The sequence below is a fragment of the Micrococcus sp. CH7 genome, from assembly GCF_001595485.1.
Lineage (GTDB): Bacteria > Actinomycetota > Actinomycetes > Actinomycetales > Micrococcaceae > Micrococcus > Micrococcus luteus.
In genome coordinates this window covers 19,933-42,700 of sequence record NZ_LOSQ01000006.1, presented here as the reverse complement: position 1 = coordinate 42,700, position 22,768 = coordinate 19,933, and the positions used below count along the sequence as shown (strand labels likewise).

Below are 22,768 nucleotides of genomic sequence, written 5' to 3'. Positions count from 1 at the left end.
AGGCCCTCGCCCAGCTCGCCGCGGCCTACCCCGACCGGATCAACCCCTACCTGTGACCACCCCGCTTACACAGACAAGTTGACACGCCCCGTCGACGCGCACCGTGGACATCGACCGCCTCCTTCCTGCGCCGGGGCGGCTTTGTGTCGCCCTGAGTTCAGCCTAGTCATCGCCTGGGACGCTGTAAGCCCCACCCCGTACACTCGCGTCGTGATCACCGGAACTCTCAAAAACCAGGTTGACCGCGTCTGGGACGCCTTCGCCACGGGTGGCATCAGCAACCCTCTTGAGGTGATCGAGCAGATCACCTACCTGCTGTTCCTGCGTCGCCTGGATGAGGCACAGACGCAAGCCGAGGCCAAGGCGCGCCGCACGAACCAACCGGTGGAGACGACGATCTTCGACGCCGACCACCAGCACCTCCGCTGGCACCAGCTGAAGAACGTCGCCTCGGACGAACTCTTCGCCCGCATGGACCGCGAGGTCTTCCCGTTCCTGCGCCGTCTCGGCCAGCAGATTGGAGGGGAGGACTCCACTTACGCGCACCACATGCGAGACGCCCGCTTCACCATCCCCAACGCGCGCATGCTCGCCACCGCCGTGGATCTGATCGACAAGCTTCCCCTCACAAACCGGGACACCACCGGTGACCTGTACGAATACCTCCTCTCCAAGCTCTCCACCGCGGGACGGAACGGCCAGTTCCGCACGCCGCGGCACATCATCGACCTCATGGTGCGGATGACGGCGCCCACCCCGGAGGACGTGATCGTGGACCCGGCATGTGGCACGGCAGGGTTCCTCGTCGGCGCGTCGGAGTATCTGCGGGAGGAACACCCGGAACTTTTCTTTGACATGAACCAGCGGCTGCACTTCAACCGGCGCATGTTCCACGGATATGACTTCGACAGCACCATGCTGCGCATCGCCAGCATGAACATGCTCATGCACGGGGTGGAGTCCCCGGACATCGCGTACCGGGACTCCCTGGCCCAGGGTGCTAGCGACGGCGACGCTGGCAAATACAGCTTGATCCTCGCCAATCCGCCGTTCGCCGGGTCCCTCGACGCCGAGGGCGTCAGCTCTGACCTGCAGCGCGTGGTGAAGACGAAGAAGACGGAGTTGCTCTTCCTGGCCCTGTTCCTGCGGCTGTTGCAGCCGGGCGGTCGTGCGGCGGTGATCGTACCGGAGGGGGTGCTGTTCGGCTCGTCTAAGGCCCACAAGGACTTGCGCCGGATGCTGGTGGAGGACCATCACCTGCAGGCGGTGGTGAAGTTGCCTGCGGGTGTGTTCAAGCCCTACGCAGGGGTCTCGACGGCGATCCTCTTCTTCCGCAACGACGGTCCCGGCAGCACGGACGACGTCTGGTTCTACGACGTCCGCGCCGATGGGTTCTCGCTGGACGACAAGCGCACGCCGGTGGAGGCCAACGACCTGCCGGACCTCGTTCAGCGGTGGCAGAACCCGGCAGGAGAGAAGGACCGGCCGCGGACCGCGCAGTCCTTCCTGGTGCCCAAGGCGGACATCGTGGAGCAGGGGTACGACCTCTCCCTGAACCGGTACAAGGAGTTGGAGATCGAGGAGGTCGAGCACCGGGACCCGCTGGAGATCCTCGTCGACCTCGAACAGCTCGACGCCGAGATTGCCGCTGGGACTGCGGAGCTCAAGGGGATGCTGCGGTGAAGACGGTGAAGCTGGGTGACATTGTTTCCCTTAAGTACGGGAAAGCGCTGAAACAGGGTGATCGCCGAGGGGGGCCTGTTGCCGTCGTGGGCTCCAGTGGCGTCGTGGGGTTCCATGATCAAGCCCTCAGTTCGGGCCCCGCGATTGTCGTAGGAAGGAAGGGGTCAATCGGGTCGGTCACCTGGGTGCCCGGTGATGTTTGGCCTATAGATACTGCCTACGAGGCGGTGCCTCTCGGGGAGGGCGTCGATCTTCGGTGGCTGTATTGGATCCTTAGCGCTCTCGGTCTCAAGGGAATGAATAAATCAGCGGCAGTGCCAGGATTGAATCGGGATGATGTGTATCGTCTCTCGATTAGGCTTCCTGATCTCAAGGAGCAAAGGCGCATTTCGGCGATTCTGGACCAGGCTGACGAGCAGCGGTCGCGCCGGCGGGCGCAACTCGAGCGACTGGCTGCTCTTGTCCAGGTGGCGTTCGCTGATCGCGTCCGGGAGGCCGGTCCCGGGCAGCCCCTATCGGAGCTTGCGTCTTTCGTACGAGGCGTCACCTTCAAGCCCGAAGATGTGGCTGAGTCAGGTGTCCCCGTGATGCGTACGAAGAATGTGCAGAAGCGCCTGGACAGTTCGGATCTTATTCGCATCCCGGCAGAGCTCATCAAGAACGAGGCAAAGTATCTGCAAGAGGGGGACACCTTAGTGTCCAGTGCGAACAGCTACAACCTCGTAGGAAAATGCTGTTTCGTTGACTCCCTGCCGGAGCCGTCGGCTATCGGCGGATTCGTTTCAGCGCTTCGTCCCGGCCCCGACGTCGACCCGACTTTCCTCTACGCCTGGTTCAACAGTGACAGAGTCCAAGCGACCGTGCGAAGCTTTGGCAATAAGACGACGAATATCAGCAACCTCAACATCAAACGGACGTTGCAGTTGCGTATCCCGGACGTGTCTTTCGATATGCAGAGAGAATTCGCCGCCGTCGTCGAGAAGATCGACGTGCAGCGAGCGCGTGTCGAGCGGGCACTGGCGTTGGAGGACGAGCTGTTCGCGTCGCTCCAACACAGGGCATTCCGCGGGGAGCTGTGAATCCGGCAGGATGACAGTGGGCGGCTCGGTGGTGAGCTGCCGGAGAGGGTGTTGATGGCAGGCAACATGGACTGGGTGGAGCGGGCGCTCCCCGTTGCTCACGAGGACGCTGCGCAGGCCGAGGGCTACATGAGCACCGACCCGCGCGCGGCCGCGTTCTATGCCCGGCGCTGCGTCGAACGGGTCGTCGAGTTCGTCTACGCCACCCATCGCCTCGAGGACCCGTACAAGACCGACCTCTCCGGCCTCATCAACGGGGTAGCCTTCACCGGCCTGGCCGGACGCCCGGTGGTGGACAAGCTCAACTTCCTCCGTAAGGCCGGCAACAACGCCGTTCACAAGGATTCCGTGCTGGATGCCCGCGCCGCCCTCACCATCCTGCGCGAGCTGTTCCACGTGCTCGTCTGGGCCGCGTTCCACCACGGCCCGCACCCGGAGGCCGTGCCCACCGGTGCGCAGTTCGACCACGCACTTGCCCCGCAGAAGGCCGCCATGAGCGTGGAGCAGCTCGACGCCGTGATTGCCCGGCTCAAGAAGCAGGACGAGGACAACGCCCGTCTCCGCGAGCAGAACGAGCAGCAGGCCGCCGCGTACGAGGCCGAGATCCAGGCCCTGCGGGAGCAGATCGCCGCCGCCCAGGCCGCCGCCACCACCAGCGAACTCCCCGACCTTCACGACTACGACTACGCAGAGGCGGAGACCCGCTCTCTCTTCATCGACCTCCTCCTCGCCGAGTCCGGGTGGCCCCTCGACCAGGCTCGCGACCGCGAGTACCCCGTCACCGGGTTGCCCACCCCCGGCGGCACCGGGCGTGTGGACTACGTTCTCTGGGGAGCCGATGGTCTGCCCCTGGCCGTGGTGGAGGCCAAGCGCACCACCAAGAGCGCGCTCGAAGGCCAGGAACAGGCCCGCCGATACGCTGACGCCCTTGAAGCGCAGTTCGCTCGCCGCCCGCTGATCTTCTACACCAACGGCTATGACCACTGGTTCTGGGACGATGCGGCCTTCGGCGAGGCCGGCGGCTACCCGCCCCGTGAGATTGAAGGGTTCTTCACCGCCGACGAGCTCGAGCGCCTCATCCAGCGGCGTACCGTCCGCCAGGACCTTACGGACGTGCCGGTCAACGTGGACATCGCGGGACGGCCATACCAGCTGGAGGCGATCTCCGCCGTCGGGCAGGCCCTCGCCGCCCGCCAGCGCGATGCCCTGCTGGTCATGGCCACCGGCACCGGCAAGACCCGGACCGCCATCGCCCTCGTGGACCAGCTGATTCGGGGGAACTGGGTCAAGCGGGTCCTGTTCCTCGCGGACCGGACGGCCCTGGTACGGCAGGCCAAACGGGCGTTTGCCGCGAACCTGCCGGACACCGCCGTCGTGAACCTGCAGGACGAGAAGCGCGGGGAGGGGCGGGTCTACACCGCGACCTACCCGACCATGCTCAATCTGCTGGAGCACGACGGGCAGGACGGTGGGACGCGGAGGTTCGGCGCCGGGTACTTCGACCTCGTGATCATCGACGAGGCCCACCGCTCCGTCTATCAGAAGTACGGCGCGATCTTCGACTGGTTCGACTCCCTGCTGGTGGGCCTCACCGCTACACCCAAGGACGAGGTGGACCACAACACCTACCGGCTGTTCCACCTCGAGGACGGGGTGCCCACCTTCGCCTTCGACCTTGAGGAGGCCGTGGAGCAGGGGTACCTGGTGCCGCCGCTGGGGGTGTCCGCGGGGACGGAGTTCCTGCGCCAGGGGATCCGTTACGCCGACCTCTCCGACGAGGAGAAGGCCGAGTGGGACGCGCTGGATTGGGGCGAGGACGGCCCCCCGGACAGCGTGGACTCCGAGCAGGTCAACAGGTTCCTCTTCAACGAAGACACCGTGGACAAGGTCCTGGAGCTGCTCATGGAGCGCGGTCAGAAGGTGGCCGGCGGTGACCGGCTCGGCAAGACCATCGTGTTCGCGAAGAACCAGAATCATGCCGACTTCATCGAGCGTCGATTCAACGCGCGGTTCCCCGAGCTGGGCGGGACGTTCGCACGGGTGATCACCAGCAAGACCGCGTTCAACGACGCACTGCTGGATGACTTCTCCGACTCGGACAAGGCCCCACATATCGCCATCAGCGTGGATATGCTGGACACCGGGGTGGACATCCCTGAGGTGGTGAACCTGGTGCTGTTCAAGGTGGTCCACTCCAAGACCAAGTTCTGGCAGATGATCGGCCGCGGCACCCGCCTGTGTCCCGATCTGTTCGGGCCCGGGCAGGACAAGAAGAACTTCACCGTCTTCGACTTCGGAGAGAACCTGCCTTACTTCAACCAGGATCTCCCCGAGCCGGGGTCCTCCGTGCAGAAGTCCCTTACCCAGCGGTTGTTCGAGGCACGGGCCGGGATTGTGGCGGCCCTGGATGCGCGCGAGGGCGATGGGGAGGCGGGCTCGGCCAGCGTCGTACGCCAGGCCCACGCCACCTGGCTGCACTCCTACGTGGAGGGCATGCCGATGCAGAACCTGCTGGTGCGCAAGCACCGGCGCCACGTGGAGCGCTGGTCCGAGCCCGATGCGTGGGCCGCGGTGACCGCCGAGGATGTCGACGAACTCGCCGACCATGTGGCCGGACTGCCCTCCACGCTGCGTGACCCGGACGAAGCAGCGAAGCGCTTCGACCTCGTGACCCTGCGCTGGCAGTTGGCCACCCTGGACGGTGATGCCGCCCTGGCGGAGCGTTGCCGCAGATCCGTCCAGGAGGTCGCGGGTGCGTTGCTGAGTCAGCTGGCTATCCCAGCCGTCAAGGTGGAAGAGTCCCTGCTGCGCTCCGTTGCGGAAGACCTGTGGTGGGAAGGCGCTGGCGTCGTTGACGTGGAGGCGCTGCGGGAGAGCCTGCGCGGACTGGTGGTGTTCCTGCCGAGGCTGAGCTCCTCACCGGTGTACACGGACTTCGTGGACACCCTGGGGGAGATCGACGAGGTGGTCGTGGTGCCGGCACGGCCGGGCATGAATTGGGAGCGCTACCGCGAGAAGGCCATGGCCTTCCTGCGCGCCGAGGAGGACACCCTGGCGTTGCGGAAGCTCCGCGGCAACCAGCCGCTGACGGCCACGGATCTCGAGGAGCTCGGTCGCATGCTGGTGGCGGCGGGCGGATCTGACCGGCCGGAGCTGGATTGGGTGCGTGAGCACGCCGGCGCCGAGCTGGGCGTCTTCGTGCGCAGTCTTGTGGGGTTGGAGCGGCGGGCCGCGGAAGAGGCGCTGGCCGCGTTCCTGGACGAGGGCAGGTGGACCACGCGCCAGATCCGCTTCACCCGCATGCTCGTGGACGACCTGGTGCGCAACGGCGTGGTGGACCCGGGTCGGCTCTACGAGGACCCGTATCTCGCACTGGGTGGCGTCGATGCCGTGTATCCGCAGGATGCTGCGGACGCCGTGGTGGCCGTACTGGCCGAGGTGCGGGCGCGGGCCGAGGTGGAAGCGGGGAAGGTGGCCTGAGGACGGACTACTTGCGGACGGCGCGCTGAGCGACCTGGGGCAACATCTGACCAATCTGTCTGAGCCCATCCGGACCAGTGATGGCGGCGACTGCGATGATGCCTGCTGTGCCAATGGGCTAGGCCCGTGGTGCTCAGGACCGCACGCATTTGCTCGTGGGCCAGACCGGCGAGGAAACGTTGGTTCTCGAGGTCTTTTTTTCGTTGGCCCGGTCAATGAGTTCATCCACCATCCTGGCCATCCGCCACACCTACAAGGAGTCGGGGCTGCCATCGCGGGCGGCAGCCACGCCGGAGCGGGTGCTCGCCTACACGCGGGAGCAGCACCACGTGGGGAAGTTCCCGAAGGAGCCCGCCCGCCACTGGCTGATCTTCATGGGGGAGGGCGGGCGTCGTTCTCGCCTCACCGCCGTGTACGAGAACCGCGGGGAGGCCGTGGCTGAGCGCACGGAGCGGCACCGGTACTACGACGTTGCGCCGGTGCCGCTGTTGGCCTCCCTCGAGGAGCGCCTGGTGGTGGAGTGGTCCGCAGACCCCGTGAACTGGGCCAAGCGCGGCCCCCTGGCGTCGCGGTTCCCCGTCCTGGAGATCGCCGACCCCACCACCGAGGCGTTCCCCGGCTTCGACCACGTGCTGCTCAGCTACGGGGACCTGCAGTCAATGGTGACCGAGACCCGCTACGCAGGCTGGCGCACCGCCCTGCAGGCCGTACGCGGGATCTACCTGATCGCCGACGAGACCGCGGGCCAGTGCTACGTCGGCAAGGCCGACGGCGAGCGTGGTGTGCTCGGGCGGTGGGAGGCCTACGCCCGTGACGGGCATGGCGGGAACGTCGCCCTCCGGGATGCCCTGGAGCTCGACCCCGCCCAACCGGAGCGGTACACGTTCAGCCTGTTGCGCGTGTTCGGCTCCAATACCCCGCAGGCCCAGATCGACGCCGCGGAGAAGCACTACAAGGACGCTCTGATGACGCGCCGGTTCGGGCTGAACCGGAACTGAACGGACGTCGTTGTCCTGGGGGAGAGAGCGAAGGGCAGACGGGGGGGATGGAATGCCCGCGCCGAGCCTCGGGGAGGAGGACAAGCGCGCCATCCCGGCACTGCAGCCACCGCTGAGTTCCTCGAATGTGACCGCCCACGAGCACACGGGGCACCAGCAAGCCGCCCGCATTGATGTCGTCGCGCGGGCCGAGGTCGTCGAGGCGGGCGGGTCAGGTCTGATGGGCGTGAACGGCCTCCCCGGAACCGGCAAGACGACGATGCTCCGGGGCATCCTGGCGTCCAACGTCGTCGAACGAGCACGCCGATTGTCGGCGTGTGAGAACCCATTCGACGCCCTCACCGAACGCACCCATGAGTGGACCGGCGAGGGCAGGATGCGACGACGGGCGCGCGAACTCCGGCCCGAGGTGGCTGGCCTCGAAAGGGTGGTGGCCTCGGCGAACAACGCGGACGAGGAGAACATCTCCGAGGAGATTCCACATCGGAGCGCCATCAAGGACGGCCGACACGTGGATGCGGACTACTTCGCCTGCCTGGCCACCGCCGCCTTGGGCGGAAGCGGCGGGGGAAGAGGACGCCCTGGGTGAGGACAGCTTGACGTCGGAGCAGCCGGGCGCCTCGGGCCTGGCCACTGCGCCGATGGCAACGGCACCGACTCCGCCCCGCTCCGCGCGCAGGCGGCCGACGAGGGGGTAGTGCTGCTCGGGGTCCTTCCGGAGGGGCCGGGTCGGCCCGGACCGGCCCGGGGCGCACGGGGCGCACGGGGCCGGCCGGACCGGCCTACGGATCGGACGGCTCAGCTCTGGGCCGACTCGACGTCCTCGTCGACCCAGTCGCGGGAGCGTTCCACGGCCTTCTTCCACAGCCGCAGGGCGCGCTCAGCCTCCTCCTCGTCCATGGTGGGCTCCCAGCGCTTGTCCTCTTCCCAGTTGGCCACGAGCTCGTCCTGGGACGCCCAGAACCCCACCGCCAGGCCTGCGGCGTAGGCGGCGCCGAGAGCGGTGGTCTCGATGACCTTGGGGCGCACGACGGGCACGCGCAGCAGGTCCGCCTGGAACTGCATGAGCAGCTCGTTGGCGACCATGCCACCGTCGACCTTCAGTTCGGTGAGGTCCACGCCGGAGTCCGCGTTCATGGCGTCCAGGACCTCGCGGCTCTGGAAGGCGGTGGCCTCGAGCGCCGCGCGGGCGATGTGCCCCTTGTTGACGTAACGGGTCATGCCCACCATGGCGCCGCGGGCCGCGGCGTCCCAGTGCGGGGCGAAGAGGCCGGAGAACGCGGGGACGAAGTAGACGCCGCCGTTGTCCTCCACGCCGGCGGCCAGGGTCTCGACCTCCGGGGCGCTGCCGATCATCCCGAGGTTGTCCCGCAGCCACTGGATCAGCGAGCCGGTGACGGCGATCGAGCCCTCCAGCGCGTACACCGGCTTCTGGTCGCCAATGCGGTACGCCACCGTGGTGAGCAGGCCGTTGTCCGAGTGCACCGGCTCCTCGCCGGTGTTGATCAGCATGAAGTTGCCGGTGCCGTACGTGTTCTTGGCCTGGCCGACCTCGAAGCACGCCTGGCCGAAGGTCGCCGCGTGCTGGTCGCCCAGGATGCCGGTGATCGGCGTCTCGCGCAGCAGCTGCTGGCCGGATACGGTGCCCACCTCGGCGGAGGAGCTGACGATCTCCGGAAGCATGGACATCGGGATGCCCATGTCCGCGCAGATCTCCTCGTTCCAGTCGAGGGTGTCCAGGTTCATCAGCATGGTGCGGGAGGCGTTGGTGACGTCGGTGACGTGCCGGCCACCCTCGCCGCCGCCGGTGAGATTCCACACGAGCCACGAGTCCGTGGTGCCGAAGATGAGGTCGCCGTTCTCGGCGGCCTCCCGGGCACCGTCCACGTTCTCCAGAATCCAGGCCACCTTGGGGCCGGAGAAGTACGTGGCCAGGGGCAGCCCGACGCGCTCCTTGTAGCGGTCCGCGCCGACGTCGCCGGCCAGGCGCTCGCAGAGGTGGTCGGTGCGGGTGTCCTGCCACACGATGGCGTTGTACACCGGCTTGCCGGTGTTGCGGTCCCACACCACGGTGGTCTCACGCTGGTTCGTGATGCCCACGGCGGCGACGTCGTGTCGGGTCACCTCGGCGCGGGCCAGGGCCTCCCCGATGACCTCGCGGGTGTTCGTCCAGATCTCCACCGGGTCGTGCTCCACCCAGCCGGCGCGCGGGAAGATCTGCTCGTGTTCGCGCTGACCAGTGGACACGATGGCCCCACTGTGGTCGAAGAGGATCGCGCGCGTGGACGTGGTGCCCTGGTCGATGGCCATCACGTAGCGGGGGGTGGTCATGTCCTACTCCTTCGGAGGTGGTCACGGGGGTGTGGGGGTGGCGGGCACGTTCCCGACGGGGAACGTGCCCGCCGGGGTTGGACGGGCAGACCGCTCAGACGAACAGAGGCGCGGCGAGGCCGGCCAGGACGGCGCCGACGAGCGGGCCGACGATCGGCACCCAGGCGTAGCCCCAGTCCGAGCCGCCCTTGTGCCGGATCGGCGCGACAGCGTGGAACAGGCGGGGGCCCAGGTCGCGCGCCGGGTTGATGGCGTACCCCGTGGGGCCGCCCAGGCTCGCGCCGATCGCGACGACGAGCAGGGCCACCGCGAGCGGGCCGAGCCCGGAGGGGGTGGAGCCGAAGAGCAGGACCACGAACACCAGGACGAACGTGGCGATCACCTCGGTGACCATGTTCCACAGCGGGTTGCGGATCTCGGGACCTGTGGCGAACGTGCCCAGGATCGCGCCCTGGTCCGTCTCCGCCTGGTAGTGGTCGCGGTAGGCCAGCCAGGCCAGGGCCGCGCCGAGGAAGGCGCCGATCAGCTGCGCCGCGAAGTACGCGAGCGTGGTGCCGAGGGTCACGGCGATGCCGGGGGCGTACTCCTCGGCGCCGCTGACGAGCAGGCCGACGGTCACGGCGGGGTTCAGGTGCGCACCGGTCGCGGCAGCGACGTAGACGCCCGCGAAGACGCCCAGCCCCCAGCCGAAGCTGATGAGCAGCCAGCCTCCGCCGTTGCCCTTGGTCTTCGTCAGGACGACGTTGGCGACGACGCCGACGCCGAGCAGGAGGAGGATGGCCGTGCCGGCGATCTCATGCAGGAAGATCGTGCCCATGGACGGGCTCCTTTCCGTGGACGGGGGCGGCGTCGGCAGCTGCGAGCGCGGCGGCGGCGGTGACGTCGTCGTGGGCGGTCTCGCCGCGGAGGCGGGCGGCGACGAGGTCCTTGTACGCCCGGATCTCACCGGCGATGCGCTCTTCATCCCAGCCCAGCTCGGGGGCCACGAGGGACGCGATCTCCGCGGCCGCCGCGACGCCGCGGTCACGGACCTCGGTGGACAGGCGCGTGCGGCGCTCGATGACGTCGTCCAGGTGGACGACGCCCTCGGCCCGGGCGGCGTGGACGATCTCGGCGCGCAGGTAGCGCGGCGCCTCGGCGAGAGGGACGCTCAGGGACGGGTCGGCGTCGATCAGGTCGAGCACGTGGCGCAGCACGGTGCCGTAGCGGAACAGGAGCCGGTCCACGCGGGCCTCGTCCAGGCCGTAGTCGGCGGCGATGCGGTCCGCCTCCGCCTCGATCTCCGAGTAGCCGAGGCCGCCGAGCACGGGGATGTGCTCGGTGAGGCTGGGACGGGTCGGGTGGGTCTCGCGCACCACGAAGTCCACGACGTCCTCGGCCATGGCCCGGTACGTGGTCCACTTGCCGCCGGCCACGGCGGTGAGGCCGGGGGCCACCTCGGTGACGGTGTGCTCACGGGAGATCTTGGTGGAGCCGCCGTCGGATCCGGTGACCGGCTGCAGGAGCGGGCGCAGGCCGGCGTACGTGGCGATCACGTCGTCACGCGTGAGGTCCTCCTTCAGCACCGCGTTGGCGTGCTCGAGGATGTAGTCGATGTCGTCCGCGGTGGTGGCCGGATGGGCCACGTCCTCCGCCCACGGGGTGTCCGTGGTGCCGATCACCCAGTACTCGTCCCACGGGATGAGGAACAGCACGGACTTCTCCGTCTTGGTGATCACGCCGGTGGCGGCGTCGGCGCGGATGCGGTCGCGCGGGACGGTGATGTGGGCGCCCTTGGAGGCGAGCACCTCGAGGCCGCCGTCGGCCCCGGCCAGCTCCTGCTGCTCCTGGGTCCACACGCCCCCGGCCAGGATCACGGCGCGCGCGTGCACGTCGAACTCCTCGCCGGAGGTCTCCTCGCGGACACGCACGCCCTGCACACGGCCGTCGTCGCCGCGCAGGTAGTCGGTGACGGCGGTGTAGTTGGCGGCCACGGCGCCGTGGTCCACGGCGGAGCGCACGAGCATCATGGCCAGGCGGGCGTCGTCGAACTGGGCGTCGGCGTACTCGACCGCGCCGACGATCTTCTCGTCGTCGAGGGAGGGGAAGGTCGCGGCCATGGAGCGGCGGCTGAGATGGCGGTGCGCGCCCATCGCGCGGCGGCGGCCGAGCGACTGCATGGCGTCGTACATGGTGACGCCGGCGCCGATGAAGCCGCGGTCGATCACCTTGTGGAAGAACGGGAAGACGAAGCGCAGGGGACGCACCAGGTGGGGCGCGGTCTGGGTGAGCAGCAGGTCGCGCTCCCGCAGCGCCTCGTACACCAGCTTGACGTCCAGCATCTCGAGGTAGCGCAGGCCACCGTGCATGAGGCGGGAGGAGCGGGACGAGGTCCCGGAGGCCCAGTCGCGGGCCTCGACGATGCCCACGTCGAGGCCGCGGGTGGCCGCGTCGAACGCGGCGCCCACGCCGGTGGAGCCGCCGCCCACGACCAGGATGTCGAGGGGGGCCTCCGGGCTGGTCGCCCGGAGGCGGGCGAGGTGATCCTCCCGCGTGGCGGCGGAGAGGGAGACGGTTCGCAGGGTCGGCATGGAGGGATTGCTCCTTTATCGGTGGAGGCACAGTGTAGTGGCGTGGCTCACGATACCTGGTGTCATATCACGAGATCCGGTATCAGCGCGAGCCGAGGTCCATGATGTCACTCCCGGGTCGCGGGTGCCCACGCGCCGGGTACGGTCTCGCGGAACCCGAGCCGCTCGCACAGGGCCACGTCGGTGCGCGTGGAGGTGGCCCGTCTCGCACGGTCCCCGGACTGTGGCACCTCACCCTGTTCCGCTGGAACGAGGGCGGAGCGCCCCGGGTGACGCGTACCCACGGGTGAGGCCCCGCCCCTACACTCCGACCATGGACATCACCGTCGGCGCCGTCGGCCGCGCCTCGCTCTCGGACTGGGAGCAGGAATGCTGCGGTGACCCGATCGCCGTGGGGGAAGTCCACGAGCTGATCCTGCTGCCCTCCCGGGGAGTGAGTCAGGCTGGGCCCCTGGTCTCTGCAGGCTGGGTCGTCACCCATCACGACGACGGCAGCCCCGCCGGGTCGATCCCGTTGCGTCGTGTGCGGGCCGTGGTGAGGGCGGCACACGAGGTGTGGCCCTCGGGGCGGCTCGCCGAGATCGACCGCGTCCCCGGCCACGCTGACCTGACGGTCCTTGAGCCGGAGGAGGCCACCGGCCTCGGCTTGGGGGAGGTCGTCTATGTCGGCGCCTACGAGCCGGTGCTCCCCGAGACTCCCCGCCCTGACGAGTGGCTTCTCGACCTGGAGATCCTCGAGGACCTCGGTCCGCACACCTGGTGAGCCTCGCGAGTCCATCCCCTCACGGTCTCGAGCTACATGGGGTGAGCGTAGAAGTCCGTTCGGCGGCACGGATTGCCCCCGACACGCCGACCTCGGTGCGCATGGATGCGAACGTTCACATCACCGCATCCCCCACGCCTCTCCACGATGCGCACGTGGGGGATTTCTCTTTCGCCACGGGGTCCTAGGCGGTTCTTCCGGAGCTGACGTTGCCTTCGCCGTCATAGATGGCCCCCCCACCTCCCCGGTCGCTCGCGAGCATCGCGTAGACGAGGGTGTCCGTCCACTCGCCCTTACTCCACAGGTCCTGCCGGTGGTGTGCCTCTCGACGCATCCCGAGCGTCTCGGCCAGTCGGGCGGACGCCGTGTTGCGGGCATCCATCTGTGCCACCACCCGGTGCAGGCCAGACGTCTCGAACCCCAGGTCCAGCAGCGCAGCCGCGGCCTCCCGGGCGAAGCCTTGACCGGCATGCCGCGGATCCAGTGCCCAGCCGATCTCCGCGACACCGCGCTCGCGGTCCGTCAGCCACAGGATCACGTCACCCACGGGGACGCCCGCGTGCTCCACCACCAGGGACACCGCCCCGGACGGGCCGCCGAGGTCGTCCCACGTGATCCGCTTGGCCAGCTTCGCTCGCGCGGTCGCCTCGTCCCAGGGCTCGTCCAGCAGGTGGCGCACCACCTCGGGCTGCGTGTACATCTCCTGCAACCAGCCGAAGTCGTCCTCCCGGTGCGGTCGCAGCGTCAGCCGCGCGGTGGGCAACGGCCAGTCAGGGGCGCGGCCGCCCGCAGCCGCGCCCTCCTTGCGCCCCGCCGGAGGCGGGGCGTCGACGTCGGTGGGGGCCGGCGTCGTCGTGCCGGACGCCCAGTCCTGGCGCAACATTGCGTAGGCCACCGACGCCAGCGGCTCCCCGCCCTCCACCGGCCAGCCGCGCCGGTAGTGCGCCTCTTTCACCCAGCCGGCCCGGCGGAAGGTGCGCAGCATGGGCACGTTGTCCTCGCGGGTCTGGCCCTCGAAACGGTCCACCGCGGGCATCGACTCGAACACGAGCCGGGTGAGCGCGGTGAGGATCTGCGCGCCGAGCCCGCGCCCGCGGAACCGCTCCGCCACGCGCAGGTCGAACAAGGGGGTGGGGTCCGTGAGGTCCTCCAGGCGCACCACGCCGACGCGGCCGTGCTCGGCGTGGTCGATCCAGAAGGTGCGGTGGTCCTCATCCTCCCAGGCGCCGCCATCGACGGCCTTCTCCGCCTCCGGCCGGGTGACGCGCGGGCGCGTGTGGAACGGCCACGCGTTCTCGGTGAGCAGGGCGACGAGCGCGTCCCGGTCGGCGCCTGCCGGGTCGAGTGGAGTGAAGGTGACGTCCATGGGGCCGAGAGTAGGGGAGGGGACGTCACCGCCGCCCGTTGCCGTGACCCCATGGCCACGCCCCTCCTCGACCTCGCGGCGCGCCGCGCGAGGAAGCCCGGGACGCGCAGGCCGAGATCGGCTGGACCATAGCCCCGGCCCACGCCGGCCGGGGCCACGCCACCGAGCTGGCCTGTGCCCTGCTGGACCTCGCCTTCGCGGGCCTCGGCGTCCGACCCGTGGAGGCTCACGCCTTCGCGGACAACGCGCCCATCCCGCGCGTGATGGAGAAGGTCGGCCTGCGCCACGAGGGCATCTTCAAGGAGGAGTCACTGCACCGCACCCGCGGCTGGGTGGACGGCGTCACTTACGCGATGCTCGCCTCGGAGCATCGGGCCCGGGGCTGACGGCTTTCCACCTCAGACGCCCAGAAGTACGCAACGCTCTAGACATAACGTTGCGTAAGGTTGTGGCATGAGCAACGATCCGCGCCCGACCCCGTGGGCCGTCGGCTGGGAACAGCGCCCCTGGACCGCGGACCCCGACGACGCCGGCGTCCTCACCCGCCGCGCTCGCGTGCGTGCAGCAGGCCCATATCGAGCCGCGCTCCCCGCCCGTATCGCCCGCCTCGGGCTCGACCTGCCCTCTGATCTGGCGACCGAGGTCGAGGAGGCGACGGCCGCCGTCGTGCGCTTCGACGCCGAGATCAGCCACGCCCTCCCGGGGCTCACCGGCGAGATCGCCCCGATCGACGCGGTGCTCCTGCGCACTGAGTCCGCGTCCTCCTCGCAGATCGAGCACATCACGGCGGGCGCGCGAGCCCTCGCCCTGGCGACTCTCGGCGAACGCACCCGCCCGAACGCAGCGCTCGTGGCGGCGAACGTGAGGGCCATGGGCGCTGCTTCCCGGCTGGCTGCCGACCTGGACGAGCCCGCCCTGCTGGCCGCCCATCGTGCCCTCATGGACGGTCAGGAGCATGCCCGGCCGGGCGCCTACCGCGATGCGCAGGGGTGGATCGGGGGCGGGGCGCCCACGCCGCACACGGCGCAGTTCGTCCCGCCCCACCCGGAGCGCCTGCGTGCCGGGATGGACGATCTCTTCGCCTACCTGCGACGCACGGACGTGCCCGCCCTCGTGCAGGCCGCCATCGCGCACGCCCAGTTCGAGACCATCCACCCGTTCGCGGACGGCAACGGCCGCACCGGGCGCGTCCTCGTGCACGCCGTGTTGCGCCGGGCCGGCGCGATCACCCGTATGGGGGTGCCCCTCTCAGCGGGACTCCTCACGGACACGGCCGGATACTTCGACGCCCTCACCGCCTACCGCGACGGCGACCCCGCGCCCATCGTGCGCCGCTTCGCGCAGGCCGCCCTGGCCGCCGTCGGCAACGGCCGAGAGCTCGTCGCGGACCTGGACGAGGCCCTGACCGGCTGGCGCGAGCGGCTCACCGCCCGGCGGGACGCGGCGGTCTGGCGGGCGCTCGCGGTGATCATCGCGCAACCCGCCGTGACCGTGGACCACCTGGCCCAGGCGCTGGGTGTCTCGCGCCCGGCCGCCCAGCGGGCCGTGGACCAGCTTGTCGAGGCCGGCGCTCTGCAGGCCGCGTCCGCTCAGCGTCGGAACCGGGTGTGGCTGGCCACCGAGGTGCTCACCTGTCTGGACGAGTTCGCCGCGCGTGCGGGCCGGCGGGGTTGACCGGGGGCGGTCTACAGGGTTGACCAGCCTCAGTGCCGTATGTAGTGCCCCGGCCATCCGGGCGGGCGTCGGGTTGCGGGCGTCCATCTGCGCCACCACCCGGTGCAGGCCGTACGTCTCGAACCCCAGGTCCAGCTGGGACACCGATCCGGCAGGGCCGGCGAGGCCGTCCTCCCGGTACGGGCGCAGCGTCAGCCGCGCGGTGTGCAACGGCCAGCCAGGGGCGAGGTCGCCCGCAACCGCGTACTCCCCGCGCACCACCCGGGACGTCGATGCCGGCTGGGTGCCACGCTTCGACGTCGACGTGCTGGAGGCCGCCCTGCGGCCCGTCCACGAGCGGCCCCGGTGGGAGGAATGGGGGCAGATCGCCGCGCCAACCCTGCTGATCACCGGGGAAAACGGGTACGTGCCCGCCGGAGAGCTGGACGAGATGCGGCTGCGGCGCCCGGAGGTGCGGCACGTGCAGGTGCCCGGCGCGGGGCACGACGTGCACCTGGACGCGCCGGAGCGGGTGGCTGAGCTCGTGCGGGGGTTCGCGGCCTGATTGCTCTGGGGCAGGATCACCTCATGGACCACAAGCAGATCCTCCACGACGGGCTGCGCCGCCAGCGTGCGGCCCTCGTCCAGAAGCTCGAGGGCCTCAGCGAGCGCGACGCCCGCCTGCCGCGCACTCCCACCGGCACCAACCTGCTGGGACTGGTCAAGCACGCCGCCGTCGTCGAGCTGGAGTACTTCGGCGAGACGTTCGGCCGCCCCGCCGAGGTGCAGCTGCCCTGGGCGGCGGCGGGGCGGCCGGAGGAGGACAACGTGGACATGTTCGCCGCCGAGGGTGAGTCCCTCGAGGACGTCCTCGAGTTCGCCCGCCGTTGCTTCGCACACGCGGACGCGACCATCACGGCCCTCGGCGCCGACGCCCCCGGGCGGGTGGCGTGGTGGCCCGACGACAAGGCGGAGGTCACGCTCGCGCAGATCATCGCGCACGTCGCCCTGGACGAGGCCCGGCACGCCGGCCACGCGGACATCCTGCGGGAGCAGATCGACGGGCAGGCCGGCCTGCGCGCCTCGGGGAACAACCTGCCCCCGTGGGACGCCGACCGCTGGGCCGCCCACGTGGACCGTCTGACCGCCATCGCGGAGGGGAGCGGCGGGCCGGGCCGGAACTGAAGGCACATGCCTCCCGTGCCCGACCTGCCCGCCTGCCTCGAGCGCGAGCCGCTGACCCGCGCCGTCGTCACCGGCTACGCCGCGAAGGTGACCGCCGAGGACCGCGCCGTGCAGCGGGACGCCTTCATCGCCGCGATGGTGTGGGGATACGGACGGGTCGGCTACGGCCCCTCCCGGGTGGAGCGCATCATGACGCAGCCCGGGTTCGAGGAGCAGCTCGCCGACGTCACCCGCATCACCCTCGAGCAGGGCGGGCCCGCGGCCTTCGAGCACATCCGGCAGCAGCGCAAGAGCGGGGTCGGCTGCATCAAGCACCTCGGCGCGGCCTTCGGCACCAAGTACCTCTACTTCCTCACCAAGGCCCACCGGGAGTCCGACATCGCCCCCGTCCTCGACTCCGTGGTGCGCGCCTGGTTCGCCGAGCATGCGAAGGACGTCGACGTCCGGATCGGCGGCGGTTGGACCTACCCCCGCAAGTACGCCACGTACGTGGAGACCATGCAGGCGTGGGGTGAGGAACTCGAGATCCCGGCCGACGACGTCGAGCGGCTCATCTTCCTGGAGCAGCAGGGCGCCACCCAGGAGCCCTGGCGGGAGAGCTGGAGTTCCGCCGCCGCGGACCCGGAGGCCGGCGAGCTGCTCGAGGCCCTCCGCCTCGCGCTGGCCGACCTGGGCGCCGGGGACGACGCCGAGCCCCACCTGCGGGCTCTGGAGGACGTCATCGCCGACGCGGAGGACCGGGCGCCCGACGAGGAGTGAGGTCCGCCCGCCTGCGCGCGGTTGGAGTCGAGATGAACGTGTCCGCTGTGCAGCTGATCGGCGACGAGTCCGGCGTGCACCGCGGCCTGTACCGGCGCGTCGTGGACCACGTCCCGTGGCTACGCGGCTTCGTCTGCGACGACCTCCACAATTTCGGCCCAGAGGACCGGTGGATCTTGGCGCGGTGAGGGCTCAGCGATCCATCGCAAGGGCGCCTACCGTGTCCAGGGCCCTCCGTAGGCTCGAGGCGTAGCCGGGGTAGATGTCCCGGACGAAGAGAGGACATTGGCATGACCACCAAGGCGGGGCTCATCGTGGCCGCTTCCCATGCTCTGCAGAACAGTCCCCAGCTGTTCGCACGCGTCGAGGACGGCGGTGTGGTCATTGGTGGGCGTGGCGGCGAGGTCATGCCGGATTCGACCGGGCTGTACGCGGTTGTCGCGCAGGATCCTGACGCGGCGCGAGCCGAGCTGCGATTGGACACGTCTGTCAGTCGAAGCGATGTGCTTTACATCGGCAAGGCCGAGGGCAGCCTGCGGGCCCGCCTGGAACGCAAGCATTTCGCGGGCGGCGGCACCGCGCACTCCACTCTGCGCCGCACTCTGGCCGCACTCCTGGTGGATCGGCTGGACCTGGAGCCAGTCGCCGTCGCCTCCGCGGGTCGATTCTCCCTCACCCCGGAGAGCGGCGAGCAGCTGACCACCTGGATGCGCCGTCACCTCGCCGTCCGTGTGTGGCAGGCGCCCGCCGGGTTCGCGGAAGTGACACCGCTCGGGGGCATCGAGAAGCCTGTGATCGACACGCACACCCCGCCGTTGAACCTCATCTACGGCGGTACCAGCCCCGAAGCACAGCTGCTCCGCCAGCGCATCCGGAAGGCCCGCACGGCCCTGGCGGAGCAGGCGAAGCGCGGTGTGGACGTGGTGGAAGTCCATTCGTCGGCGCGCGCGGCCGTCGGCGACTTGTTCCGCCGCCGCCCCAGCCAGTACGGGCTGCGGGGAAGCGTCGGTCTCTGGGAGGAGCTCGCTGAACGGCTCGACGACACCCCCATGCCCACCAGTGAGTATGAACTCGGCCGGCTCCTGCGCGATGCGCTCGATCGCTCCCTTGAGGGGGCCGAGCCTTACGACGAGGACAAGGTCAATGTGGAGCGGTTCAACCGCGGAGGCATGAGTCAGGGCCTCGTCCATCTGCCCTGGTGGGAGGACCAGGCCATCCCCCTCCTCCTCGACCGCTGGGGAGCCTGGGCGGACACCCGGGGTCTCCTCGGCCCGGAGGACTACATCGGGAGCTGGTGACCCGACAGTGTGTGGTGCCTGCCGCCGTCCTCGATGGCCTCCTTCGCCACCGGCCGGGTGACGTGGGGCGCACAGGGAAGGGCCACGCGTTGCCGGTGAGCAGCGCAATGAGCTCCGCGCGGTCCGCGCCGGCGGGGTCGAGACGGGTGATGGCGACGGTCATGGGGCGAGGGTGGGCGCCGGCATCTTATGCCCCTCCCCACCCGGCCCCTTCCGAGTCCGACACAATGCATACATCCATGCATGCATCCGATTATTCTGGCCCGCATGACTCCACTCTCCGACCCCTTATGGGGCAGTCGTGCCACGGCTGCCGGCCGCCTGGCCCACGACGTCGCCTGGCGCATCGTCCGCGGTGAGATCGCCGCGGGGGAGATGCTCACCGAGGTCCAGCTCTCCACGGAGGCCGGCATCTCCCGGACGCCGGCCCGGGAGGCCCTCCTCCAGCTCGAGCGCTGGGGCCTGGTGCGGCTCCTCCCCAAGAAGGGCGCGGCCGTGCAGGCTCTCACGCCGCAGAGCGTGGCCGACCTCACGGCCCTGCGTGGCCTCCTCGAGTCCACCGCCCTCGCCACGGTCGCCGCGCGGCCCGACGCCGTCGGGCCCCTCGTCGCCACGCTCACCGCCAACCTGGAGCAGCAGCGCGCCGCCCTGGACGCCGGCGACCTCGCTGCCTTCTCCGCGCTGGACGTGCGCTTCCACCGGGACGTGATCGCCACGTGCGGCAACGCCGCCTTCGACGAGGTCGTGCGCACCTTCGCCCCCCGCCTGGCCCGCCTCATCCACGCCGCCACCGGCGGATCCGTCGACGCCGCCCGCCGCCTCCTCGATGGGCACGCCGAGATCTGCGCTCAGCTGGCCGCCGGGCGCGCCGCAGACGCCCAGCGCGCCCTGCAGGCGCACCTCGACACCGCGGGGACCGGCGTCGTCCCCGGCCCGCCGCCCGTGGGTCTGTCCGAGGCAGGTGAACCCCGATGATCGAGGGCCTGCTGATCCTGCTGCTCTGCCAGCTGGCGGGCACGCTCGTGGCCGACACGCTGCACCTGCCGATCCCCGGGGCCGTGCTGGGCATGCTCCTGCTGCTCGGCCTGCTCGCGTGGCGCCGGCCGGCCGAGGACGCACCGGTGATGACGGCGAGCCATCACCTGCTCCAGCACCTGCCGCTGCTGTTCGTCCCGGCGGGCGTCGGCGTCGTCGCGGTGCTGGGCCTCATCGGGGAACACCGGGCGCTGATGCTGGTCGGCTTCGTGGTGCCCTGGCTGCTGGGGCTGCTGGTCACCGCCGGCGTCGCCGCCCCGCTCGCCCGCCGCCTCACGGACAAGGAGGACGCACAGTGAACGCCGCCGAACTCACCGACTCCCTCGCGGAGGCCTGGGACGCGCTCCTGCACACACCGCTGTTCGGCATCGCGCTGACCCTCGCCGTCGCCGTGCTCTCCCGCCGCCTGTGGCTCGCCGCCCGGCAGACCGCCCTGCTCACGCCCGTGCTCGTGACGATCGTGCTGGTGGCCGCGTTCCTGGCCCTGACCGGCATCGACTACGAGACCTACATGATCGGCGGCAGCTACCTCACCTTCCTGCTCGGTCCCGCCACCGTGGCCCTCGCCGTCCCCCTGTACCGGGCCGGCCCTGACATCCGGAAGCTGCTGCTGCCGGTCGCCGTCGGGGTCACCGTCGGCTCGCTGACCGCCATGGTGAGCGCCGTGCTGATCGTGCGGGCAATGGGCGGGGACGCCGCGCTGGCCGCCACGTTCGCCCCCAAGTCCGCGACGACGCCGATCGCCATGGCGGTGGCCGACGCCGGCGGCGGGATCGTCTCCCTCGCCGCCGTGCTCCCCGTGCTCACCGGCGTGCTCGGCGCCGTGCTGGCCCCCTGGGTGCTCGACCGGCTGCGCGTGCGCGACCCCCGCGTGCGCGGCCTGGCCATCGGCGTGAGCTCCCACGGCATCGGCACCGCCCGCGCCCTCGCCGAAGGCCCGAAGACCGGTGCGTTCTCCGCCCTCGCCATGGCCTGCTCCGGTGTGCTCACCGCCCTGCTGGCCCCGCTGGTGCTGGCGATGACGGGGTGAGGGGCCGGGCGGCCGCCCCCGGCCGGGCAGCCGCCTCGACCCGCTCCAGCCGCGGCGGCCTCCTTACCGTGTCCGCCCCGCCTGCCACCCTGGTCCTCTTCCTTCCCCGCGGGCCGCCCGCCGGCCCTCGCTGGCGCGGTGACGCGGCCCGGTCCTGCGAACGAGAGGACCTCACCCATGATGGGCCCGTCCCACGCGGCCACCGGCGCCGCGGCCTGGCTGGCGCTCACGCACTGGCAGTCGCCGATCGCCGTGCTGCACCTGCCCGCCGAACTCCAGCTGCTCGGCGCCGTGACCACCGCCGGCGCGGCCATGATCAGCGACTGGGACCACCCCCGCGCCACCGTCGTCCACGCCCTGCCGCCCCTGACCGAGTGGATGAGCCGCGGCATCCGCCACGTGGCCGGCGGGCATCGGCGCGGCACACACTCGCTGGTGGGGGTCGCGGCGTTCACCGCCATCGCGACGGCGGCCGCCTCCATCCAGGTGCCGATCGCGGGGCACGTCTACACGCCGGGGCAGGGGGTCATCGCCGCGTTCCTGGCGGCCGTGGCTGCCAAGGCCCTCCGACTGCTCCCGAACCGGGGATGGAGGGCCGCGTGGGCGCTCGGCATCCTGGTCGCGGTGTCGGCGACCGTCCTCAGCGACGGGCTGTGGTGGATCCCCGCCTCCGTGGCCGTCGGCGTGAGCGTGCACATCCTCGGCGACGCCCTCACCAACAACGGGGTGGCCCTGCTCTGGCCGCTCAGCCCGGAGCCCCCCACACGCCTGTGGTGGTGGCAGTCCTCCGGACGGTTCCGGCTTCCCCTGCTCGGCCGGACCGGGTCCTGGCGGGAGTGGGCGCTCGTCTCGGTGGTCACCGCGTTCACCGTGGTGCGGGCCGTGCGGCTCGTCCCGCTCGCCGCTCGGGGGGTGGCGGCACTGTTCTGAGCGGCGGCACCCGGCCGCTGTCTCCTCACGCCTCCGGGAACCACCCCGCCCGCACGGTCGCCTCGGTCCCGCGCGGCAGCCTCGGACGGCCGCCGGCGGCCAGGTCCCGGCACGCGTCCGTGAGCGCCTCGAACGGCCATCCCGGGACCCGGCCCAGCCCCTCGGCCGTGCCGTCCGCGCGCCAGTGCACGTGCCAGTCCCGGCGCCGCAGCCCATGACGGCCCCGCAGGCTCACCCCTGTCCCGACCGTGCGCACGACCGCCTGGTCGACGGCCTCGAGCAGCTCATCCGACCCGGGGTCGCATGCGTCGCATCCGCAGTCCGGGAGCAGCGCGTGCACCTGCCCCGGGGCGCCGACCGCCACCCGGAGCACCGGAAGGACACCGCCGTCGTCGTCCTGGGGCACGTCCGTCTCCAGCAGCCGCCAGGGGGAGGCGCCGTCGACGTCGGCCGGCGGCGCCACCCGCAGCGCCCGGCCCACGGGGACCGCCAGGTCGGCGCGCCCGGCCTCGTCGAGTGGGATGCCACGCACCGGGTCCGGGGCGACCGCGGCGCCCGCCTCCGCGAGCACCTCGGCCCACACGCGGGCCCGGGCGGTCATCCCGAGC

At 70.6% G+C, this 22,768-nt stretch carries 21 protein-coding genes and 1 pseudogene; 17 read left to right on the top strand and 5 right to left on the bottom strand.

All coding sequences use genetic code 11. The features are described from left to right. The first annotated feature begins 210 nt into the window (after nucleotides 1-210). The 5 genes from AUV08_RS02835 (at nucleotide 211) to AUV08_RS02815 (ending at nucleotide 7,829) form a co-directional block, all read left to right on the top strand. On the top strand, nucleotides 211-1,683 hold the full coding sequence (locus AUV08_RS02835) for a class I SAM-dependent DNA methyltransferase (protein WP_002857768.1): 1,473 nt from the start codon (nucleotides 211-213) through the stop codon (nucleotides 1,681-1,683). After that, nucleotides 1,680-2,762, top strand: a complete 1,083-nt coding sequence (locus tag AUV08_RS02830) for a restriction endonuclease subunit S (RefSeq protein WP_084776584.1) — start codon at nucleotides 1,680-1,682, stop codon at nucleotides 2,760-2,762. The genes AUV08_RS02835 and AUV08_RS02830 overlap by 4 nt, the downstream gene beginning before the upstream one ends. 54 nt (nucleotides 2,763-2,816) lie before the next feature. Further along, a complete protein-coding gene (locus tag AUV08_RS02825) occupies nucleotides 2,817-6,242 on the top strand; it encodes a DEAD/DEAH box helicase family protein (RefSeq protein WP_228070676.1) in 3,426 nt (1,141 codons plus the stop codon). Nucleotides 6,243-6,457: 215 nt separating this feature from the next. Beyond that, nucleotides 6,458-7,240, top strand: a complete 783-nt coding sequence (locus tag AUV08_RS02820; protein WP_061867691.1) for a GIY-YIG nuclease family protein — start codon at nucleotides 6,458-6,460, stop codon at nucleotides 7,238-7,240. Nucleotides 7,241-7,292: 52 nt separating this feature from the next. Next, the gene (locus AUV08_RS02815) at nucleotides 7,293-7,829 is read left to right on the top strand and encodes a hypothetical protein (RefSeq protein WP_061873093.1); all 537 of its coding nucleotides are present in this window, start codon (nucleotides 7,293-7,295) and stop codon (nucleotides 7,827-7,829) included. 209 nt (nucleotides 7,830-8,038) lie between these two features. Here the strand turns inward: AUV08_RS02815 and glpK are convergent, their stop codons facing one another. The 3 genes from glpK to AUV08_RS02800 all read right to left on the bottom strand — a co-directional run bounded on the left by glpK (nucleotide 8,039) and on the right by AUV08_RS02800 (nucleotide 12,141). Further along, nucleotides 8,039-9,571 carry a glycerol kinase GlpK gene (glpK, locus tag AUV08_RS02810; RefSeq protein ID WP_061867693.1) on the bottom strand — a complete coding sequence of 511 codons (1,533 nt, stop codon included), beginning with the start codon at nucleotides 9,569-9,571 and terminating at the stop codon, nucleotides 8,039-8,041. Between the two features lie 94 nt (nucleotides 9,572-9,665). Further along, on the bottom strand, nucleotides 9,666-10,388 hold the full coding sequence (locus AUV08_RS02805) for an MIP/aquaporin family protein (protein ID WP_061867694.1): 723 nt from the start codon (nucleotides 10,386-10,388) through the stop codon (nucleotides 9,666-9,668). Continuing rightward, entirely contained in the window at nucleotides 10,366-12,141 is a 1,776-nt protein-coding gene (locus AUV08_RS02800) for a glycerol-3-phosphate dehydrogenase/oxidase (protein WP_061867695.1), read from the bottom strand. The genes AUV08_RS02805 and AUV08_RS02800 overlap by 23 nt, the downstream gene beginning before the upstream one ends. Nucleotides 12,142-12,454: 313 nt before the next feature. Here AUV08_RS02800 and AUV08_RS02795 point away from each other — a divergent pair, with 313 nt between their 5' ends. Further along, complete coding sequence (locus tag AUV08_RS02795) at nucleotides 12,455-12,904, top strand: hypothetical protein (protein WP_061867715.1); 450 nt, start codon at nucleotides 12,455-12,457, stop codon at nucleotides 12,902-12,904. A gap of 184 nt (nucleotides 12,905-13,088) precedes the next feature. Here AUV08_RS02795 and AUV08_RS12375 read toward each other — a convergent pair whose 3' ends face one another. Continuing rightward, nucleotides 13,089-14,270 carry a GNAT family N-acetyltransferase gene (locus AUV08_RS12375; protein ID WP_061873092.1) on the bottom strand — a complete coding sequence of 394 codons (1,182 nt, stop codon included), beginning with the start codon at nucleotides 14,268-14,270 and terminating at the stop codon, nucleotides 13,089-13,091. 110 nt (nucleotides 14,271-14,380) lie between these two features. On the opposite strand from AUV08_RS12375, the pseudogene AUV08_RS11700 reads away from it, so the two are divergent. From AUV08_RS11700 to AUV08_RS02740, 11 genes and pseudogenes are all read left to right on the top strand, one after another. After that, nucleotides 14,381-14,656: pseudogene (locus AUV08_RS11700) on the top strand (GNAT family N-acetyltransferase); the annotation flags it as partial. Between the two features lie 67 nt (nucleotides 14,657-14,723). After that, nucleotides 14,724-15,944, top strand: coding sequence for a Fic family protein (locus AUV08_RS02785; protein WP_061873091.1), 1,221 nt, complete (start codon nucleotides 14,724-14,726; stop codon nucleotides 15,942-15,944). Continuing rightward, nucleotides 15,925-16,488 carry an alpha/beta hydrolase gene (locus tag AUV08_RS12370; RefSeq protein WP_333558930.1) on the top strand — a complete coding sequence of 188 codons (564 nt, stop codon included), beginning with the start codon at nucleotides 15,925-15,927 and terminating at the stop codon, nucleotides 16,486-16,488. Before AUV08_RS02785 ends, AUV08_RS12370 begins: the two co-directional genes overlap by 20 nt. A 23-nt stretch (nucleotides 16,489-16,511) precedes the next feature. Next, a complete protein-coding gene (locus tag AUV08_RS02775) occupies nucleotides 16,512-17,108 on the top strand; it encodes a DinB family protein (RefSeq protein ID WP_061867699.1) in 597 nt (198 codons plus the stop codon). Nucleotides 17,109-17,114: 6 nt separating this feature from the next. Next, nucleotides 17,115-17,867, top strand: coding sequence for a hypothetical protein (locus AUV08_RS02770; RefSeq protein ID WP_061873090.1), 753 nt, complete (start codon nucleotides 17,115-17,117; stop codon nucleotides 17,865-17,867). 32 nt (nucleotides 17,868-17,899) lie between these two features. Continuing rightward, a complete protein-coding gene (locus AUV08_RS02765) occupies nucleotides 17,900-18,055 on the top strand; it encodes a hypothetical protein (RefSeq protein WP_157554162.1) in 156 nt (51 codons plus the stop codon). 102 nt (nucleotides 18,056-18,157) lie between these two features. Next, a complete protein-coding gene (locus AUV08_RS02760) occupies nucleotides 18,158-19,165 on the top strand; it encodes a GIY-YIG nuclease family protein (protein ID WP_061867701.1) in 1,008 nt (335 codons plus the stop codon). A gap of 267 nt (nucleotides 19,166-19,432) precedes the next feature. Then, nucleotides 19,433-20,140 carry a GntR family transcriptional regulator gene (locus tag AUV08_RS02755; RefSeq protein ID WP_061873088.1) on the top strand — a complete coding sequence of 236 codons (708 nt, stop codon included), beginning with the start codon at nucleotides 19,433-19,435 and terminating at the stop codon, nucleotides 20,138-20,140. Beyond that, nucleotides 20,137-20,499: a CidA/LrgA family protein gene (locus AUV08_RS02750; RefSeq protein ID WP_061873087.1), complete on the top strand. Its 363-nt coding sequence runs from the start codon at nucleotides 20,137-20,139 to the stop codon at nucleotides 20,497-20,499. Before AUV08_RS02755 ends, AUV08_RS02750 begins: the two co-directional genes overlap by 4 nt. Further along, a complete protein-coding gene (locus AUV08_RS02745) occupies nucleotides 20,496-21,230 on the top strand; it encodes an LrgB family protein (RefSeq protein ID WP_036315548.1) in 735 nt (244 codons plus the stop codon). Before AUV08_RS02750 ends, AUV08_RS02745 begins: the two co-directional genes overlap by 4 nt. 177 nt (nucleotides 21,231-21,407) lie before the next feature. Next, on the top strand, nucleotides 21,408-22,160 hold the full coding sequence (locus tag AUV08_RS02740) for a metal-dependent hydrolase (RefSeq protein ID WP_061867704.1): 753 nt from the start codon (nucleotides 21,408-21,410) through the stop codon (nucleotides 22,158-22,160). 25 nt (nucleotides 22,161-22,185) lie between these two features. On the opposite strand, the gene AUV08_RS02735 is transcribed toward AUV08_RS02740, so the two are convergent. Continuing rightward, nucleotides 22,186-22,761: a DUF6226 family protein gene (locus tag AUV08_RS02735; protein ID WP_061867705.1), complete on the bottom strand. Its 576-nt coding sequence runs from the start codon at nucleotides 22,759-22,761 to the stop codon at nucleotides 22,186-22,188. Nucleotides 22,762-22,768 lie beyond the last annotated feature (7 nt).